General features: G+C 41.2%; 18 protein-coding genes. 8 read left to right on the top strand and 10 right to left on the bottom strand.

All coding sequences use genetic code 11. The annotated features are described in order from the left end of the window. Nucleotides 1-46 precede the first annotated feature (46 nt). The 3 genes from MHI33_RS04385 to MHI33_RS04375 all read right to left on the bottom strand — a co-directional run bounded on the left by MHI33_RS04385 (nucleotide 47) and on the right by MHI33_RS04375 (nucleotide 3,926). The gene (locus MHI33_RS04385; protein ID WP_034665171.1) at nucleotides 47-433 is read right to left on the bottom strand and encodes a DnaJ family domain-containing protein; all 387 of its coding nucleotides are present in this window, start codon (nucleotides 431-433) and stop codon (nucleotides 47-49) included. Between the two features lie 78 nt (nucleotides 434-511). After that, nucleotides 512-2,236 (bottom strand): methyl-accepting chemotaxis protein, encoded by a 1,725-nt coding sequence (locus MHI33_RS04380; RefSeq protein WP_340909431.1) that lies wholly within the window; start codon nucleotides 2,234-2,236, stop codon nucleotides 512-514. A gap of 31 nt (nucleotides 2,237-2,267) precedes the next feature. Continuing rightward, nucleotides 2,268-3,926, bottom strand: a complete 1,659-nt coding sequence (locus tag MHI33_RS04375; protein WP_111913159.1) for a pyridoxal phosphate-dependent decarboxylase family protein — start codon at nucleotides 3,924-3,926, stop codon at nucleotides 2,268-2,270. A 579-nt stretch (nucleotides 3,927-4,505) separates the two neighbouring features. On the opposite strand from MHI33_RS04375, the gene MHI33_RS04370 reads away from it, so the two are divergent. Continuing rightward, nucleotides 4,506-6,485 carry an LTA synthase family protein gene (locus MHI33_RS04370; protein ID WP_106066728.1) on the top strand — a complete coding sequence of 660 codons (1,980 nt, stop codon included), beginning with the start codon at nucleotides 4,506-4,508 and terminating at the stop codon, nucleotides 6,483-6,485. A 100-nt stretch (nucleotides 6,486-6,585) separates the two neighbouring features. Continuing rightward, nucleotides 6,586-7,173 carry a YjgB family protein gene (locus tag MHI33_RS04365; RefSeq protein ID WP_340909427.1) on the top strand — a complete coding sequence of 196 codons (588 nt, stop codon included), beginning with the start codon at nucleotides 6,586-6,588 and terminating at the stop codon, nucleotides 7,171-7,173. A gap of 46 nt (nucleotides 7,174-7,219) precedes the next feature. Here MHI33_RS04365 and MHI33_RS04360 read toward each other — a convergent pair whose 3' ends face one another. After that, entirely contained in the window at nucleotides 7,220-7,723 is a 504-nt protein-coding gene (locus MHI33_RS04360) for a DoxX family protein (protein WP_003214123.1), read from the bottom strand. Between the two features lie 194 nt (nucleotides 7,724-7,917). On the opposite strand from MHI33_RS04360, the gene MHI33_RS04355 reads away from it, so the two are divergent. Further along, nucleotides 7,918-8,676 carry a DUF817 domain-containing protein gene (locus MHI33_RS04355; RefSeq protein ID WP_003214429.1) on the top strand — a complete coding sequence of 253 codons (759 nt, stop codon included), beginning with the start codon at nucleotides 7,918-7,920 and terminating at the stop codon, nucleotides 8,674-8,676. A gap of 18 nt (nucleotides 8,677-8,694) precedes the next feature. Here the strand turns inward: MHI33_RS04355 and nagE are convergent, their stop codons facing one another. Continuing rightward, complete coding sequence (gene nagE, locus MHI33_RS04350; protein WP_044139747.1) at nucleotides 8,695-10,059, bottom strand: N-acetylglucosamine-specific PTS transporter subunit IIBC; 1,365 nt, start codon at nucleotides 10,057-10,059, stop codon at nucleotides 8,695-8,697. 187 nt (nucleotides 10,060-10,246) lie between these two features. Here nagE and map point away from each other — a divergent pair, with 187 nt between their 5' ends. The 3 genes from map (at nucleotide 10,247) to MHI33_RS04335 (ending at nucleotide 11,553) form a co-directional block, all read left to right on the top strand. Then, a complete protein-coding gene (gene map, locus MHI33_RS04345; protein WP_044139748.1) occupies nucleotides 10,247-10,996 on the top strand; it encodes a type I methionyl aminopeptidase in 750 nt (249 codons plus the stop codon). 123 nt (nucleotides 10,997-11,119) lie between these two features. Next, nucleotides 11,120-11,281 carry a hypothetical protein gene (locus tag MHI33_RS04340; RefSeq protein WP_003214360.1) on the top strand — a complete coding sequence of 54 codons (162 nt, stop codon included), beginning with the start codon at nucleotides 11,120-11,122 and terminating at the stop codon, nucleotides 11,279-11,281. A gap of 134 nt (nucleotides 11,282-11,415) precedes the next feature. Next, nucleotides 11,416-11,553 (top strand): YflJ family protein, encoded by a 138-nt coding sequence (locus MHI33_RS04335; RefSeq protein WP_003214303.1) that lies wholly within the window; start codon nucleotides 11,416-11,418, stop codon nucleotides 11,551-11,553. A gap of 42 nt (nucleotides 11,554-11,595) precedes the next feature. Here the strand turns inward: MHI33_RS04335 and MHI33_RS04330 are convergent, their stop codons facing one another. Then, the gene (locus tag MHI33_RS04330; protein WP_044139749.1) at nucleotides 11,596-12,246 is read right to left on the bottom strand and encodes an MOSC domain-containing protein; all 651 of its coding nucleotides are present in this window, start codon (nucleotides 12,244-12,246) and stop codon (nucleotides 11,596-11,598) included. 122 nt (nucleotides 12,247-12,368) lie between these two features. Here MHI33_RS04330 and MHI33_RS04325 point away from each other — a divergent pair, with 122 nt between their 5' ends. After that, a complete protein-coding gene (locus tag MHI33_RS04325) occupies nucleotides 12,369-12,638 on the top strand; it encodes an acylphosphatase (RefSeq protein WP_340913776.1) in 270 nt (89 codons plus the stop codon). A gap of 210 nt (nucleotides 12,639-12,848) precedes the next feature. Here MHI33_RS04325 and MHI33_RS04320 read toward each other — a convergent pair whose 3' ends face one another. After that, complete coding sequence (locus tag MHI33_RS04320) at nucleotides 12,849-13,955, bottom strand: nitric oxide synthase oxygenase (protein ID WP_340909417.1); 1,107 nt, start codon at nucleotides 13,953-13,955, stop codon at nucleotides 12,849-12,851. A 104-nt stretch (nucleotides 13,956-14,059) separates the two neighbouring features. Beyond that, nucleotides 14,060-14,617, bottom strand: a complete 558-nt coding sequence (locus MHI33_RS04315) for a PadR family transcriptional regulator (RefSeq protein WP_111913149.1) — start codon at nucleotides 14,615-14,617, stop codon at nucleotides 14,060-14,062. Nucleotides 14,618-14,729: 112 nt separating this feature from the next. Between MHI33_RS04315 and MHI33_RS04310 the strand changes: the two genes are divergently transcribed. Continuing rightward, a complete protein-coding gene (locus MHI33_RS04310; protein ID WP_044139752.1) occupies nucleotides 14,730-15,215 on the top strand; it encodes a phenolic acid decarboxylase in 486 nt (161 codons plus the stop codon). A gap of 161 nt (nucleotides 15,216-15,376) precedes the next feature. On the opposite strand, the gene MHI33_RS04305 is transcribed toward MHI33_RS04310, so the two are convergent. Further along, on the bottom strand, nucleotides 15,377-17,008 hold the full coding sequence (locus MHI33_RS04305; protein ID WP_265209062.1) for a M14 family metallopeptidase: 1,632 nt from the start codon (nucleotides 17,006-17,008) through the stop codon (nucleotides 15,377-15,379). Nucleotides 17,009-17,182: 174 nt separating this feature from the next. Beyond that, nucleotides 17,183-18,333, bottom strand: a protein-coding gene (locus tag MHI33_RS04300) for an IS3 family transposase (RefSeq protein ID WP_340909408.1) whose coding sequence is annotated in 2 segments (ribosomal slippage) — nucleotides 17,183-18,060 and nucleotides 18,060-18,333 — 1,152 coding nt in all. Because the reading frame shifts where the segments join, the coding sequence is not laid out codon by codon here. Nucleotides 18,334-18,353: the final 20 nt, after the last annotated feature.

Genomic DNA, 18,353 nt, shown 5'->3' with positions numbered 1-18,353 from the left:
TCATAAAAAAAGCCCCCTCAATGTGCTCAGGAGAGGCAGCGTGTCATCATCTTTTTTTATGCTCCGTTAATTTTTCGTAGACCCTGTTTTTATAAAAGGAGGAGGCTGGACGAGCAAAAGTTTGGCGCTTAGATGTGAGTTCATCCAGTCGTTTTTGTTTTTCTTCACATATGAGAGAAAGCTTTTTTCTTTCTTCTCCGTCTATACTGGAGTGAAGCAGCTCTTTGACGGTCATGAGTTCTTTTTTCAGTGCTGTTTCTTCCCCAGCAAAGCCAGCATTTTTCATCATCCGGTAGCCCATTCTTAATTCTTCAGGTACATGAGCAGCGTCATCTTTAGGCAGAGGTTTGCCAAAGCCAGATAATCCTTCAAAAGCCCCGTGATCCATCGCTTTTTTGATCCGTTCTTCTGATAATCTCTGCGCAAAATCCATGGCGCTCTCCTTTCGTTTGAAACGATTTGATTAAGCATAGCAAAAAAGCTGACTCTCTCACAAGAGTCAGCTTTCTCGTTATTTATTGTCGATTTTGAAAGTAGAAACCATATGTGCTAAGTCCTCTGACATATCAGAGAGCTGTTCAATCGCACTTGAAATTTGCTGCATGCCAGCACTTTGCTGTTCTGTTGCTGCCGCTACTTCTTGTGAGCTCGCAGCATGTTCTTCTGACACAACCGAAATTTGTTCAATCGATGTAGAAATTGTTTGATATGCTCGTTCTACCTGCTTGATGGATTGAAGCAAATTGTTCGTTCTGTTTGCAAATTGAGACACTCCGTCGTAAATACCAGCGAAGTTCTGTGACGTGCCTTTCATTTGCTCACGTCCTTCTTCCACTGCCTTACTGCTTTCCTCTACGCTTTCAAGAACACGCTGACTGTTTTCCTGTGTGCCGATGACAAGGTCTGAAACGGTTTTAGCCGCATCCGCTGATTGCTCAGCTAACTTGCGCACCTCATCTGCCACAACAGCAAACCCTTTTCCTTCTTCTCCAACACGTGCCGCTTCAATTGAAGCATTCAGTGCAAGCAGATTCGTTTGGGCTGAAATGTCCGTAATGATCGAGATGACACTTTCAATCTCCGTTGAATGAGATTGTAATTCTTCTGCTGCCTGCTTTGAGTTGGTCATCTTGTCATGTAGCATATTCAGATGATCAAGCACATGGTTCACTAATTTTTGACCAGATTCTGACTGCTCTTGTACGTCAGATGAAACAGATTTCATTTCATCGACTTCTTTTGTGACGCCTTCGATTTGAGTATCGATCTCAGCAACGGATGTCGTACAATCCGTAATATTTGCGACAGAATCATTGATTCCTTCACTCATATTCGTCATAGCTTCTGATACTTGCTGCGCACTTTGACTCGATTCGGTCGTCACTGTACGAAGCTGTGAAGACATTTTCGACACTTCACTAGATGAGTGTGAGATTTTTGAAATGAGCTCTTTGATCCGCGCCTGCATCTTTTGGAAGGATGCGGCAAGCTGGCCGATCTCGTCTTTACTTTCAACCTCTACCATACCAGTTAAATCACCGTCAGCAATTCGGTTTGCTGATTCCATCAAGGAACGTGCTGGTTTCGCAATTCTTCTTCCCATAAAGAATGAGAAGAGTAATCCACCGATGAGTACAATGGCAGATGCAACCGTGATATAGATCGTCAGCTTCTTCGTTGTTTCTGGCACAACAGACGCATCTAAATCAATTCCTAGAATACCCGTCAGCTCACCGCCTGAATCTTTGATTGGTAAAAAGACTGATTTATGTGTTCCAAATGAATCTTTGTAAATATCACTTTTGACTATTTTATCTTCTGAAAGAGCTTGTTTCATCTCATCTGAAAATACATAATCTTGATCAAAATCATTTTCTTCCCCAGTTAATATAATAATTCTTTCTTTGCCGCCTTTATTAGATAGCACGTATAAGTTCTCAAGCGTATGATCTTCTTGAAGCTCTGTGAATTTCTTTTTGACCTCCACATAAAGGGAGTCATCTTTCCCACTAATGCCAAGGACGTTTCCATCCACATTATCGATCTCTTTCTTCGCTGTATCAATATCTGTTGTTAATCGATAATCAAATTGCTTTAATAACTGGGATGATAAATCCTGGCTGACTAGATAAAATGTTAGAACGAATAGTGCAACGGTTGCAAGTAATGTTCCGACAACGACTGACATGATTTTGGAGGATATCGTGAGTCCTCCAAATTTCCTTTGTTTCGCCATTTTTTCCTACATCTCCACTCTCAGATTTGATTTAAGCATGTACATGTTCAAATTGTCCACAAACAGATGCAATCACATCTTTTAAATAAGATACGATATGAGGGATATGCTCTGGTAACGTATAAGGTGAGATCACAAAAAACTTACTAACACTTAGATAGAATTCTTGTCCTTCTTTTGCATTTACAAGTAAAAACTTCGTTGTATCACCAAAAAACATTTCGTCTCTTTTTTCTCCAAGCTTTTCAAACAGCATTTTGTTCAATTCATTGTTCCGCTCAATTTCCATTGCCGTCGCTTCGCCTGAAATTTCTTCTTGAAAGCGCGGTGAGCCGTCTAGGTAAATTCTAAATAATGTAGCCATTCCGACGTTGTCATCATTCACGACTTCTGCTTGCGGAATTTCTTGACTGAGTGCTTCTCTAAATGCAAGGTTCACCTCTAAAAATTGACCGAGCAAGCGCTGATAGCCTTCAATCCCAAATGTTAACAGTACACTCAGCATGCTGATAGAGCTTCCCATTCTTGTGCATTCAAGTGTATAACCCGTATGGTATTCCCCGTAGCCCCTATGTCCAACATATGGTGTCTCTTGTTCTTCTAGGTCCAAACGCTTTAAGTCAGCAGCGTTTTTCACTAAGAATAAGCTAGATGTGTAAGGTGTTTGACCGAGCTTTTGAAAATCAAAGCACATCGTGTCTGCAAGAGAAAGATGTTCGAATTTCGCTTTGATTTCTTCTAGCATACGAAGAACACCGTCTGAGAATTGCAGCGGGTTTTTAGATACATCATACTCATTAAAGAAAGCAAAGAATCCGCCCAGCGCCGAATCCGCGTGAATATGCGGCACCTTTAGACCATACTTCTCAGCAATAGCTTCTGCTTTTTCACGTACCCCTTTTACATCATCAATTGCAATGGCATCTGTTGTTCCGGTTGTTGCCACAATATAAACGGGAATCCCGCCATTTTGTGCAACACGTTCCATTTGACAACGTAAATCTTCCATATCCATCGAATGATCTTTATTCGTCTTAATTCTGATCAAGTTGTCTGTGCCAAGTCCTGTTGCTTCCATTGACTTAAATAAGCTGTAATGTGCCGCATCAGAACAAAACGCATAAAGGTTTTGCGGAACTCCTTTTCGCAGTGACTCCGGCGCAACTTTTGCAATCGCTAAACGCAGTCCTGAGAAAATGGCTCCTTGACCTCCCCATGTTGTATATCCCCCGCTCACACTTGGATCATATCCGATGAGCTTAGACATCATTGAGACCACTCTGACCTCAGCTTCCGCTCCTGCTGGTCCATAAACATCCCATAGATTGTTTCCATTTACCAGCATCGCCGTCAGCATGCCTAGAATTCCTGGTGTACTTGCCATCGGCAAAATGTTCGTGAAGAAATACTTTGTGTGGTAAGGATGGTTATGTAAAAGCTTCAGTAATTCTTCATTCACAAGTTCCGCTTGTTGTCCGTTCACCGGAATTTGACTTGTTTCAGTGAGCTTTTGATAAAAATTCTCCTCGCGATTCTTTTCACCCTTTAGGTGTGCACGGTTCGGATCTTTCAGGTGATCGACCCCTGAAATAATCTGCTCCATCAATTTGATGAATTCTTTACGCTCTGCTGCATTTCCGTCCTCACTCGGAAACCAGTTCTGAACGAGGTTGTTTGCTCGTACAGTCATATACTATCAATCCTTTCAATGGAAGATTTCCTGTCAAAGTCTATATCGACCCCAATTCAAAAGTTTATAGTCTCGAAATGTCCACTTAAGTATATTTAGATAATTTGTTCATTCATCAAAACAAATAAAACCCTTACAAAACACATCGAAACCATTTTGTTGATGAAACAAAAAAATATATCAATATATCTTATATCAGGAAATTCCATCCATGTTCTTTCTCCATTCTTCTTCTCATTTTTTTTACTTAACCTGCATAAACATTAAGAAACACTGGAAATACTCTCTAAATCATCATTGCAGAAACCAAATTAATTCTTTAGACTCGTGCCTTTTTACCTGTTTTATTGATATAGCAACTGGAAAATAACTGAATTTTCTGTAAATAATAGGGTGAATTTTATAAAAAGTTTTTCGAAGAGCGAATATTTTCGTTTTCTTCCCTTTTATTGCTCGGACAGGCTGCTAGACACTCTTCGCCGGTTATCACTTTTCTATTTGATCATTTCATGGTATATTCTAATGGTTCGTTTTCTTTCGTTCCGCCTCTTCCGTGTATCGGAGAAAAGGAGTGTTTTTATGAAAACATTTATTCAAAAACGAGGCCTCGGCTTCTTTGTTATTGCAGTCATCTTACTGTGGCTCAAAACGTATTCAGCGTATTTAATTGAATTTAAACTTGGTATATCAAATGTGCTTCAGCATATTTTGCTTTTCGTGAATCCTATTAGCTCCAGCTTGTTCTTTCTTGGCTTTGCTTTATTGTTCAAGAAAAAATGGCAGCCTGCCGCTATCATTGTGATTCATTTTTTCATGTCTTTTTTACTATACGCAAACATCGTGTACTATCGATTCTTCAATGACTTTATCACGCTGCCTACCGTGATGCAGGCAGGAACGAATGGCGGACAATTAGGTGATAGTGCATTTTCACTCATGCGTTGGACTGATATGTTTTACTTTATGGATACCATCATTTTGATCGTACTCGCAGTCCGCATGAAAAAGAAGCAAGCAAGTACAGCTACTGTACCTGTTCAAAAGTCAAAATCGTTTAGACTCGTCCTTGTATCCTCTGTTGTAATCTTTGTGATGAATTTAGTCGCTGCAGAGATTGATCGTCCAGAGCTTTTATCAAGAGCATTTGACCGCAATTATTTAGTGAAATATTTAGGTGCTTATAACTTTACTGTGTTTGATGCCATTCAAAATGTGAAATCAAACAGCCAGCGTGCTCTGGCAAATTCAAATGACGTGACAGATGTAGAGAACTATTTAAAAGCGAACAGCGCTGACCCTAACCCGGCTTATTACGGGAAAGCAAAAGGCATGAACGTGATTACGATTTCTCTTGAATCTCTGCAAAACTTTGTCATTGATTACAAAGTAAACGGAAAAGAAGTAACGCCATTCCTTAATTCATTGGCACACGACAACAAAACGTTTTACTTTGATAACTTCTTCCATCAAACAGGACAAGGAAAGACGTCTGATGCTGAATTTATGATGGATACTGGGCTATTCCCATTATCACAAGGCTCTGTTTTTATTAACAAAGCGCAAAACACGTATCAAGCACTTCCTGGCATTCTGAAGAAGGATCAATACACGTCAGCAGAATTCCACGGCAATACGAAAACCTTCTGGAACCGTAATGAAATGTTTAAGTCGTTTGGATATGACAGGTTTTACGATTCTGAGTATTACGATATGAACGAGCAAGATACGAAGAACTATGGGCTGAAAGACAAACCATTCTTCAAAGAATCTATGCCAATGCTTGAAAACTTGAAGCAGCCGTTTTATTCGAAATTCATTACGTTATCGAACCATTTCCCATTTGGAATGGATGAAGGGGATACCGATTTCGAACCTGGTGACTTCGGAGACTCTGTCGTCAATAACTATTTCCAATCGGCTCATTATTTAGATGAAGCGATTGAACAGTTCTTCAACGACCTGAAAAAGTCTGGACTCTATGACAATACAGTCGTCATTATGTACGGAGACCATTACGGCATTTCTGAAAACCACAATGAAGCGATGGAAAAAGTGACAGGACAAAAAATCGGAGATTATGAAAATGCGCAACTCATGCGCGTACCGCTCTTTATTCATGTACCAGGCGTCAAAGGCGGACAGATTCATAAATACTCTGGTGAAGTCGATGTCGCACCAACCCTTCTGCACCTGCTTGGTGATGATACGAAGAACTATTTAATGTCTGGTTCTGATATCTTATCGAAGAACTTCAAAGAGCTTGTGCCATTTAGAAATGGTGACTTCGTCTCTAAGGATTACACAAAAGTAGGCAATAACTATTACAGCAACAAAACAGGCGAGAAAATCGAGCCGACTGATAAGGCATCACAAGAAAATGAAACGGTGAAAAAGATGCTTGAGACATCTGATAAGATCGTCACCGAAGATTTACTCCGTTTCTACAAGCCTAAAGGCTTTACACCGATTGACCGCAATCAATATGATTATACAAAGAAAGTACAGGATGAAGAAGATTCCTCTTCCGCCAAAGATAAATCCGGCACTTCATCAAAATAACTTTCTCATTTTAAGAACCAGCCGATCTCTGATCAGCTGGTTCTTTTTACGTTTGACCCCTATTGCACCGGGTATAGAAAGAAGAAGGAGGGATTTTAAAATGAAGAAAACAACCGCTTTTGTCATGACTGCTTCACTCGCTACGTCCGCCCTCATTGGATTCAGTCCTGCAGTCTCAGCACACGCCATGACCAAAACAGCAGTCGAACAATCCGTTCCTCAAGGTCCGAAAACCGCATTAAACAACATTTATGAGCTGACACATAAAGGACAAATGCCGTATTATGCAAAAGGTCTTAAAATTGGAGTTCAAACAAAGATGGATGTCCATCATAAACTAGGAAATCCATATCCAGAAACAGGTCTAAGCAGCTTTGATTTGTATCATGCTGAAATGGGGAATCCGGGATTTGCTTTTCATTATGATGCAAAAGGCAAAATTGACGAAATCCGTTATTTCGGTACAAATGTAGAAAAAGAAACGAATATCGGCGGAATGACCCCTTCCCTATTAAAGAAACAACTTGGACAAGCAGATTCGGTCAGCACCATTCCACAGACAAAAGAGAAAAAATATGTGTATCGTACTGGAGATTATGAGCTGGAATTTATCGTCGGAAATGACCCAGATATAAATCAGCAGAAGCTCACCGTCCTGCATATTAATCTGGTGAAAGCTGATTCCTAAATAAAAAAAGCATCCTTGAGCAGAAGCTAAGGATGCTTTTTCTTTATTATGAAGCCACTTCTAAATGCGGCTTTCTTTTCATTGTACGTTTCAAGACTGGACCTGCGACATAATCAAGTCCAAATTTGCCTGCATTTCCTTTCGCAGCCATGATGACGATGGCAATGAGCAGAAGAAGCGGGTTGACAGAGACGGTACCAGCTAGTAAGAAAGAGACATTCATCATGCTTCCGAAAAAGGCTGCAGTTGTTGTGAATAATCCAACAATTAATCCTAGACCTACTAAAATTTCTCCCCACATGACCATGGCACTGAATAGTCCAGCATTCGGCAAAGCGACATTTTCTAAAAACCATACATAGAACGGATACACGAGGTTTCCATCTTTGACAACAGGTTCAGCTATCGCAAATTGTAAATATCCTGATGCATCGAATCCGCCTGTTAGTTTTCCTATACCAGATGTGAGCCAAGTCCAACCGATATAAAGTCTTGCTGCCAAAAGGATAACCGCTGCCCATACATTCGTTTGTAAGAATTTTGTAAACATGATGATGCCTCCCTTTAATTTATGTGAATTTTTTCACATTTTCTTTATGATCTTATTATACTACGTTAAAACTAGTTTGTGATCTTTTTCACATACATATTCACAAATTGTTCATGAATATATAGGTCAGGTAACTTTTCCCTTGCTAAATCCGTCTTAGTCATTTCAGACAATGAAAAGAGGTTTCATTTTGTATGAAAACATTATTCCAGTTTGCTTACTTACAGGCGATGTCGTGTCTATTCCCCGTCATGATCTTTGCGGCGCTTGCCCTATCAAAGATAGTGACGATTCCTTTTCTACACCGGTATGATTTCATTCTACTACTTTGCCTTCTTGCCCAGATGCTCATGCTGACGCTTCGGCTGGAGACATTGAATGAATTGAAGGTGATCTGTCTATTTCACATAATAGGTATTGGCTTAGAAATGTATAAAGTTCATATGGGTTCTTGGTCCTATCCTGAAGAGGCTTATACGAAGGTCTTTGGGGTTCCGCTCTATAGCGGATTTATGTATGCGAGTGTAGCAAGCTATATTTATCAGGCACTGTCCCGGCTTCACGTGCAGGTCAGTTCATGGCCCCATCCGTTTCTTTCAATTGGGATTAGCTTGTGTATTTATCTCAATTTTTTTACGCATCACTGGCTCTATGATCTGAGATGGTGGCTGACATTACTGCTTGTTGTCATATTTCGAAAAACGTCCGTCTCGTTTCAGGTTGGCTCTTCTACCTTTCGAATGCCGCTTGTCATCTCTTTCTTGCTGATTGGTTTCTTCATTTGGATTGCCGAAAATGTCACCACCTTTTTAGGGGCATGGCAATATCCAAATCAACAGCACGCTTGGTCTCTCGTACATCTTGGGAAAATCAGTTCTTGGTTTTTACTTGTTGTGATCAGTATTGTGCTCGTCATCGAACAGCGCAAACAAAAAAACGTTCAGCCCATTTGACCTGGCTGAACGCTTTTTTTAATCTCGATCGACTTCCTTGCGGAGATCATTTGCGACAAATTCTACATTCGTTCCAATGATGATTTGTACGGAGGTTTTCCCTGAAGTCAGTACCCCTTTGGCACCTGCTTTTTTCAATGTGCCTTCATTTAATAAATGTGTATCTTCTACTGTTAAACGCAGGCGGGTGGCACAATGATCAATGGCGGTGATATTGTCTTTGCCGCCAAGTCCCTCTAAAAGTATACTCGCACCTGCCGTCTTCGTATCATCGGCTGCAATATCTTCAATGTCTTCATCTTCTCTGCCCGGTGTTTTAAGCTTTAACAGTTTAATGAGGAAATAGAAAACGACAAAGTACACAATGCCATAAAGCACACCAACCCCAAGCAGCATGAGTGGTTTTTGTGCAATGCCAAAGCTTAAAACGTAATCAATCGCTCCTGCTGAAAAAGCGAAGCCGCTATGAATCCCGAGAATGTTCACAATAAAGAGCGAAAGACCCGTTAGTACAGCATGGACACCATATAAGAGTGGAGATAAAAACATAAATGAAAATTCAATTGGTTCAGTGATCCCTGTAATAAATGACGTAAGCGCCATCCCAATCATCAAGCCAGCCGTTGCTTTTCGCTTTTCAGGCTTTGCGGTCACAATCATGGCTAGACATGCCGCTGGCAGACCGAACATCATCACTGGGAAGAAACCAGTCATAAAGACACCCGCGCTTGGATCTCCTTTAAAGAATCGCGCTAGATCTCCTGTTGCCCCGCTGAATTCCCCGAATTGAAACCAAAATAAGTTATTCAGCACATGATGAAGCCCTAATGGAATGAGCAAGCGGTTAAAGAAACCAAACAGCCCTGCACCCGTTGCACCAAGACTTAAAATCCATTCCCCTAATCCATTGATCCCGCTTTGAATCGGAGGCCATACAAATCCGAAAACGGCTGCTAATAAAATGGTGAAAAGTGCGGTCATAATTGGCACAAGCCGTCTTCCGCTAAAGAAACCTAAATATTCTGGCAGCTTCGTATCCTTGAAGCGATTGTACACATAACCTGCCAATAGCCCGCATAAAATACCGCCCAATACCCCCATATTGTTCGTTGAATTAATCGACGTTGTACCAGCTGATAAAATAAAATAAGAGATCGCACCTGATAATGCCGCTGCCCCGTTACCATCCTTTGCAATACCGATCGCTATCCCCATTGCAAAAATTAAAGCCAAGTTTGCAAAAATGGCATTTCCAGCCGCATGAATAAACGGGATATCGAATACATCCTCCCGCCCAATAGCCAAAATAATCCCTGCTGCTGGAAGTACAGCGATTGGAAGCATAAAAGATTTGCCTAGCTTTTGAAAAAACTGAAATACCATTTGTCTTCTCCCCCTTTGTCATCATCATGACTAAACGTGCATGATGCTCATAAAAAATATATCATATGCACATCTAGTTATCTATACCAATTTGTCCACATTCATTTGAATTCCGCTCTTTACTCTTTTTGCGTAAAATGTGGTAAGCTATTGAATAGAATGAAGTTATAGAAAGCGGGAATGAACAGTGATTGTCAAACATGATCATGAGTTAGAAGCCTTAAAAAAAGTCGGCCGAATTGTCGCTTTGGCAAGAGAAGAAATGAAAAGCCAAGCGAAACCAGGCATGTCTACAAAAGAACTAGATTTGATTGGAAAAAAAATATTAGAAGAGCATGGGGCGAATTCAGCACCCGAAAAGGAATATGACTTCCCTGGGACGACTTGTATCAGCGTGAACGATGAAGTTGCTCACGGTATTCCAAGTGAAAAAACCATTTTACAAGAGGGCGACCTCATCAATATTGATATTTCAGCAGAGCTGGACGGCTATTATTCCGATACCGGTATTTCATTCGTATTAGGTACAGGTGATGCTCGTCTTGAAGCATTATGCCAGTGTGCAGAGGATGCATTCCTCGAAGGATTAAAGCATGCAAAAGCCGGTAAAAGGCAAAACCAAATTGGCCGTGCGGTCTACAATACAGCAAAAGAACAAGGATTTACTGTCATTAAAAACCTGACAGGACATGGCATTGGGAAAAGTCTACATGAAGCACCTAACCATATTTTAAACTATTATGATCCTTTCGATAATGCTTTGTTTAAGAATGGCACCGTGATCGCCTTCGAACCTTTTATTTCAACAAATGCTGAATCGATTTATCAAACTGATGACGGCTGGACATTTAAAACACCAGATAAAAGCCTTGTCGCACAGATTGAACATACCATTGTCATCACAAAAGACGAACCGATTATATTAACGAAGCTATAAGCCAGCTGATCCCCTTCTTCATTGGAGGGGATCTTTTCGTTTCCCTTTCACGAATCTGTCACGACTAAACAAAAATGCCTGTGGTAAAATAGGCAAAGATATGCGAAAGGGGTCTTATTTGATATGTGGTTCATCATCATCGGCGTTATCTTTTTGATTGAAAGTATTATCTTAACGGTTGTAGGTATTAAGAAAAAACAATCCATGATGACTTATCTTGGTATTGTCATCATGATTATGACGGTCGGCATGATCATCGTTACCCTCAACCCGCCAAATTCATAAATGATTATTTCCAGCATATACATGGATCATAGGAAGATAGAATCAGTTTTCATTTATTCATACCTGCACACTTTTCACGTCCTTTTTTGTGGTGTTACAATGCAGGCAGTTTCAATTGAAAGGAGTTTTCTATCATGCATTATGGTAGCAAAGGCTGGTATGTCGAAGAATTAAAGAAGCTTGGTGTGACCAAGCATGAAGGAAGAAAGCTTCAAAGCTTAAAAACATATTTCCTTGCAAATCTTCTTGAGCAAAAGAAACCTAGCTCATAAGCGCTTAAAAGCCGTACATCTTATGCTGATGTACGGCTTTTTTTAAATGGGCTGAATTCGTTTTTCTAAAGACTTCCTCACGACATCTGCTAAGGCATCTACTTTAAGAACGGCTTTTAGCCTCTCTGGACTTGTTTGACGATATTTGACCTCGTTCACTTCATGAACTGTAATGTGATGAGATGCTTTTTCTACTAATACTAGAGAAGCATCAGCAGGCACTAAGCCTTCTTTCAGCACTCGTAAATAAAAACCGGTATACCCCGTTTGTTGCACTTCCTTTACAAGCTTCATGTTACCATGCTTAAAAGATAGTTTCACACACGGCTGTCTTGGCTGGCTCACTTCAACAAGTGCTTCTCCTAGCTGAAATACATCGCCAATCCGCACTTCTGTTTCAACTAGTTGGTGCACGGTTACATTCTCGCCGAAGGCAGCTTCCTGTAACGGAACCCCTAAAAACTGCTCAAAATAAGCATAATGATCGTATGGAAAGACGCAGACGGCTTTATCATATCCTCCATGATGAACCAAATCACCTTGACCATCTCCCTCAAAATTGACCTTACTCAAATAGACAGGCTCATGAATTCGCTTTTTGTTGATGGCTGTTTTGATTTCTTTTCCGTTTGCATAGGTCGTGATGGGTTGTCCTACTTGGATTCCTACTATGTCGTATCTCTTCTGTCCCACGTTGACCATCTCCTTTGGTTGTCTCATGGCTATTATTTTACATCGTTAGACAATGAAATCATAGTCGATGCGTGAAGGTCAGTTACATGCTATGGTACGATGAGAAAAAAGGAGAGATGACATTGATTCATTACCATGCCATTGTCACAGGACGGGTGCAGGGAGTCGGTTTTCGCTATTTTGTACAAGGAGAAGCCGTCAATCGCGGGATGAAAGGCTGGGTACGCAACACAGATGAAGGGCATGTTGAGTTAAAGGTAGAGGGTGAGCAGCAGGAAGTGCTTGATTTCTTAAAGACTGTCCGGAAAGGAAGCCCTTTTTCAAAGGTCACAGATATGCAAATGGAGCCGCTCACTGAGTTCGCTCATTATCAGGATTTTTGCATAAGGTAATAAAAGAGCTAGGCTTTTCTCAGATTGTTGACAAAGGGCTAAAATGATGTTTATTTTAGCTCTTTGTCTTCTTTTCAGCGTGATAGAAAACCTTTGCAGCCCTAGGAAGGACGAGCACTGGCGCAGAACGAATTGAACATTCGTGAGCACCAGCGCGCAGACCTGCGGGCGAATGCGAGGGTTTGTCTACACGCTGAAACCTAGCTCTCGCTAGGCTTTTTCTGTTCCATGATAGGGCTTTTCCTGATAAAAATAATTCGGCTTCACAATGGTATTGTCGTAATGCTTGTGGAAGATGTGGGTAGCAGCTGGTGATACCGGCGGAATCAACCAAGTCCAGTCCCCAGTCAGCTTGCGGTCAGCCTTTTCTTCCTGCTTTTCAAATTGTTTGAATTGATGTGCTGCTGTATGGTGATCAACAATGGTCACCCCTGCTTCTCGGTAAGAATGAAGAACCGCCACATTCAACTCAACAATCGCTTTGTCCTTCCAAAGCGACGCATTCTTTGTCGTGTCCAGTCCTAAAATCGAAGCGACTTTTTTCAGCATATTGTAGCGATTTTCATCGGCTAGGTTACGTGCGCCAATTTCTGTGCCCATATACCAGCCATTGAACGGTGCTGCATTGTAATGAATACCACCAATCTCCAATTTCATATCAGCAATAATCGGTACCGCATACCATTTCAGTCCTAAATCACGAAATCCTTCATACTCAGGATGGATGATCTCGACTTCTTGGACGATTTCTTTCGGAAGCTCATACAGAACGGGCGGCTGATCCTTTAGCTGAAACATGAGAGGCAGAATATCAAAGTGCGTGCCCTCCCCTTTCCAGCCATGGGCTTCACACAACTTAGTTAATTCAAGAGAAGCCTCGTCGCCGATGATGCCATACTCCGTCTCATAGCCTGCATAACGAACGAGCTGATGATTATAAATGACGACTCCCTTTTGCGAATGATTTTCTGGAGGAAAGATCGTAATGGATGGTTTGATTTTCCCATCATTTGTCGCATACTCAATATGATGAAAGAGTGCCTCTTTCACCTCTTCTTCTGTCTTCACGTGACGGCAGTCGTGAACATGCAGAGTTGACCAAAATAAACGGCCAATGCAGCGGTTGCTGTTGCGCCATGCCATTTTCGCCCCGTGCGCCAATTCCTCTTGTGTGTGAGTATACGTCCCTTTAGAGTTAATTTCTTGTTTTATTTCATGCAGACGTGCTGCTTTCTCTTCATTTGACTTGCCCAATTCTTCATAGCATACAGAAATAAAAGCTTCTGCTTCATTCCACAACGCTTCTTGATTACTCAAACATACTCGCCTCACTTTAATACGAATATATCCATTGTAGCGGTTTCTATTTATAAATTCACTAGTTTCAAACCATTTTTTATCATATCATCCGACCATTGTCCTTAGAGCGTGGATGAATCAATCCGTTTAAGGGTTTGCTCGAGCCAGCGGACATAGCCTTTTTCTCTTTCAATTGCCCTTGTCAGCACTAAGTAATGCCCAAATTGGGCTGAATGAAGCGATTCAGCACCACGATCTTCCTCTATTAACGCGTGCAGCTTCTGCTTTAGCATGTCTACTTTCTTCGTGCGCTCTAGTAGTTGATGTGTAAACAGGTCAGCCGCTTCTTTTTTGTCCATGGAGGAGATGAAAAATGTTTTGAGCATGAATTCATCCTTTGTTGTTTCTGGGATCGGGTCTTTTGTCCTTAACCACTGATGCAATGCCGCTTGCCCTGCCTCTGTGATTTGATAAACCTTCTTCTCTAGCTTCTTTCCTTGTATACGAACATCAAATTCAATAAACCCTTCTTCTGTGAGCCGTTTTAGCTCAGGGTAAATTTGGCTATGCTTCGCGCTCCAAAACTGTCCAAGGGAATCCTTAAAATGTTTGGTGATATCGTATCCAGTCAGCTCACACTGATCTAGTAAACCAAGAATGGCATATTTCAAAACTCTCATGATGTGCCTCCAACGTTTATTCTTTGACAATATTATACCACAGGCTTTAAAATAAACATGTAAATCACGACATGTTTGAAACAACATCATTCTAATGAAAGAAGGAATAAACATGGATCAATTCGTTGGACTTCATATGATTTATACGTATGAAAATGGCTGGGAATATGAGATTTACATTAAAAACGATCACACCATTGATTACCGCATTCATAGCGGAATGGTTGGAGGCCGCTGGGTTCGTGATCAAGAAGTGAATATTGTGAAGCTAACAAAAGGCGTTTACAAAGTTTCTTGGACAGAACCAACTGGGACAGACGTCTCTCTGAACTTTATGCCTGAAGAAAAACGCATGCATGGCGTCATCTTCTTCCCAAAATGGGTCCATGAACGTCCAGATATCACAGTTTGCTATCAAAATGACTACATCGATCTCATGAAAGAATCTCGTGAAAAGTACGAAACATATCCGAAATATGTTGTTCCAGAATTTGCGGACATTACGTATATGAATCATGCAGGTGTAAATGACGAAACGATTATCGCCGAAGCACCGTATGAAGGCATGACAGATGAGATAAGAGCAGGACGAAAATAAAAAAGCAGCACACACTGTGCCGCTTCTAGATTGTGGACAAAGGGCTAAAATGATGTTTATTTTAGCCCTTTGTCTTCTTTTCAGTGTGATAGAAAATTTTTGCAGTATAGGACACGCTGAGGGCTAAATCATTTTAGCCCTCTAAATCATTTTAGCCCTTTTTATTTAATGCCTAACGTCCTTTTAGATAGCAAGAACCGGTACACTGGCAGTTCATCGCCTACTTTTGAAGCAATAAATCCAGATGACATATAGCTATCTTTTGATTCTGGCTCAAGGGCAAGTGACAACAAATTCGTTTGCGGCTGCGCCGTGAAATATACCTTTGTCCCTTTTGGTAGCTGACGTTTCTTTTGGGTGAGTTCTGTTTCAAGCTGAATATCTGTTTTGCTCTTTTCGTCTCGTTTTGTTACTTGATAGGCTTGTACCGGTACTTTTACACTGGCAGGCAATGTGATACTTTTTAACCCTAAGGTTTGAAGCTTCCGTTCTACCCCTTCATGTCCAGGTAAAACAAGATAAGCTGTCGGTCGTTCTCTCGATATGACAGGAATAGCATCGCTCGCACTGTGAAAGCGTACAGGGACATTGATGGTCTGTCCTTTTTCAATATCTACCATTTCAAGCGAATCATCCACCGGCGCTTTGAAATCATCTTGAATGACCACTTGATCGTCATCATTCGATTGGAGACCTTTTTTCACCAGCTTCAAACGCTCCGTCACCATTTGCTGCTTCACCTGCTTTGCATGTTTCACCGTTGTTTCAATGATTTTTTCATGAGTGGTGACTTGTGCTGCGACGCGGCGGGTAAAGTCCTCTCTTCCAATTCCAATCCCTCTGCTTTCTACAAGAAAGGATAGCGCTGGGGAGAGCGCCAGAGCATTTCGACCAATTCGTGCATCCGTTCCGCCTTCATAGAGATCGATCTTTCCATCCTTTCCTCTTGTGCTTGTATAATATAAATCATTTGAAAATCCTTGATTTGTTAGCGTTTCACGGACGCCGTTCACGTATAATTCATTTGACGTGAGCCGGATGCTTTCTGAAATATTCAAGTTCTTCCCTGATAAGATCAGTAAATCGTGATATTTGAGTGCACCCGCTGATCCGATATCATCAAACTGTTTTTGTCCCACATCGTATTCATGGGCATCAATGACCACTTCTGGTGCATACCGATTAAATTCTTGATGCAGGGCTGTGAGCTCTGGAGATTCTAATGTCATATGATCACGGTTTCCATCCATTCCGTTTGCAAGTCTGCGGTCAAACGCATAAGCACCATCAGGATTGATTCTCGGGACAATGATGATATTGACATGATTGAGTATACGCTCTCCTTCTTCACCAGCTAATCGTTTTGCGATGACGAGAGCAGATTCACCGGAGGCTGGTTCATTTCCGTGTATTTGTGCTTGAAGCCAGATCGTTGGCTTTTTTGAAAGTGGAGAAATATGATGATCCTTTGTAAAGTAGAGGGCTGGAATGGACCGTCCTTCAATGGATGTTCCAATCTGCTTCTGCGTAGCGTAAGGACTTTTGCGGACAATATCACGTAAGAATTGTTGAAGCTCTTCTTGTGTGGTGAAGGCTTCTCCTTTTTTCTGAAATGCGGGGGTATCGAACGTCTCGTCAGGCTCAGGGTATAGCTTCTTCACTGAGGCTGGCTGTTCATAACTCTTTCCATAATAAGGGGTGTCTGCATGAGCTGAATCTGGACTCACCATCGACAAACTTCCTGCTATGAGACATACTGCAGCAAAAAGAATCGTGCCTTTTCGTTTGGACATGCTATCCTCTCCCTTCGTTGATTTGCATTATAAAGAAAAAAACAGTAAAAGTGTCAGTATTTTTCAAAAATATATCTTTTGGAGGAACAGGCATGTTTTTTGTATAGGGCAAATGAATTGAGCCTGCTCGGCAAGGGACTGACCCCCGTTTTTGAGACAGGGATCAAAACACCTTTATACAGCCAATTGCCGATAGTTTATCGGTGATTGGTTGTTTAGTTTCGTTTGAATACGAATGTTGTTATAATAATAAATGTATTCTTTGACAGTGCGTTCTACGATGCTGGTCGTAGTGCGGTCAATCCTGTTAAGATAGAACGTTTCAGACTTTAGTGAGGAATGAAACGATTCGATGGAGGCATTATCAGCGGGCGTCCCTTTACGGGACATGCTCATGGTAATGCCTTTTATATGAACAGCTTTCTGATACTCGTAAGATGTATACACAGAACCTTGATCGCTATGTAACACGCAATTCTCAGGCAGTGCTGGGAGCTGATTAAGTGTGTTTAAGATAAAGTCTGTGTCCTGCTTATCACCAATCGTAAAAGCAATCACTTCTCCATTATATAAATCCAATATACTGGAAAGGTACAATTGTTTCTGTCCATAAGGCAAATACGTGATGTCCGTTACTAGTTTTTCAAGAGGGCGATCAGACTGAAAGTTCCGATCCAGTATATTACTGGCCACGGCATAGGGCTGCCCATTCTTCTTACGCTTTTTCATTTTAACCCGGCATTGCCACTGGTTTTTCTGCATGATACGTTGAACAGTTTTATGGTTAATACGCATTCTCCTTTTTAGTATAGCTGTGATTTTTCGATAACCATATCGATATTTGTGCTTTCGGCACAACGTGCCGACCTGTTTCTCTAGTTGTCTTTTAGATTGATTCTGAGTCAGATCCTTTTTCCATCTATAATACGAAGTACGTAAGATGCCTAAATGGACACAGATGTCCTGTACCGTCATCGTTTTGCACAATTCTTCTACCAGTTTGATTGACGTTTCCTTATCAACTTCCTTTCCAATTCGTTGTACTTTTTTAAAACTTCATTCTGTTGACTCAAATAGCGATTTTCTGCCTGCAGTCTCTCTAATTCGGAAGAGTACTCGGGACCCTTTCCGTAGGTATATTGTTTTCCAACAGGCTGTTCGAACCGGTGTGTATCCCCAGCCTTATGCCACCTCACCCATGTCTGAACCTGCGTCTTATTCTTGATATTCAATTTCTGCATGATCTCTTTCATAGGTACGCCTGCCAATCTCATTTCTACAGCCTTCTGTTTGACTTCAACCGGATAACTCACTCTTGTCCCCATAGAAAAAACACCTCCATGTT

It is taken from the genome of Bacillus sp. FSL K6-2971 (genome assembly GCF_038006405.1).
GTDB lineage: Bacteria > Bacillota > Bacilli > Bacillales > Bacillaceae > Bacillus > Bacillus pumilus.
Note: the sequence above shows the minus strand (reverse complement) of the source record. Positions and strands in the feature narration are given on the sequence as shown.

Bases quoted from the DNA above. Each gene is read 5' to 3' on its own strand.
- MHI33_RS04375 (WP_111913159.1), bottom strand. From the start codon at position 3,926: ATGACTGTACGAGCAAACAACCTCGTTCAGAACTGGTTTCCGAGTGAG.
- MHI33_RS04310 (WP_044139752.1), top strand. From the start codon at position 14,730: ATGGATCAATTCGTTGGACTTCATATGATTTATACGTATGAAAATGGC.
- nagE (WP_044139747.1), bottom strand. From the start codon at position 10,059: ATGGTATTTCAGTTTTTTCAAAAGCTAGGCAAATCTTTTATGCTTCCA.
- MHI33_RS04305 (WP_265209062.1), bottom strand. From the start codon at position 17,008: ATGTCCAAACGAAAAGGCACGATTCTTTTTGCTGCAGTATGTCTCATA.
- MHI33_RS04385 (WP_034665171.1), bottom strand. From the start codon at position 433: ATGGATTTTGCGCAGAGATTATCAGAAGAACGGATCAAAAAAGCGATG.
- MHI33_RS04355 (WP_003214429.1), top strand. From the start codon at position 7,918: ATGAAAACATTATTCCAGTTTGCTTACTTACAGGCGATGTCGTGTCTA.
- MHI33_RS04360 (WP_003214123.1), bottom strand. From the start codon at position 7,723: ATGTTTACAAAATTCTTACAAACGAATGTATGGGCAGCGGTTATCCTT.
- MHI33_RS04365 (WP_340909427.1), top strand. From the start codon at position 6,586: ATGAAGAAAACAACCGCTTTTGTCATGACTGCTTCACTCGCTACGTCC.
- MHI33_RS04370 (WP_106066728.1), top strand. From the start codon at position 4,506: ATGAAAACATTTATTCAAAAACGAGGCCTCGGCTTCTTTGTTATTGCA.
- MHI33_RS04335 (WP_003214303.1), top strand. From the start codon at position 11,416: ATGCATTATGGTAGCAAAGGCTGGTATGTCGAAGAATTAAAGAAGCTT.
- MHI33_RS04340 (WP_003214360.1), top strand. From the start codon at position 11,120: ATGTGGTTCATCATCATCGGCGTTATCTTTTTGATTGAAAGTATTATC.
- MHI33_RS04315 (WP_111913149.1), bottom strand. From the start codon at position 14,617: ATGAGAGTTTTGAAATATGCCATTCTTGGTTTACTAGATCAGTGTGAG.
- MHI33_RS04380 (WP_340909431.1), bottom strand. From the start codon at position 2,236: ATGGCGAAACAAAGGAAATTTGGAGGACTCACGATATCCTCCAAAATC.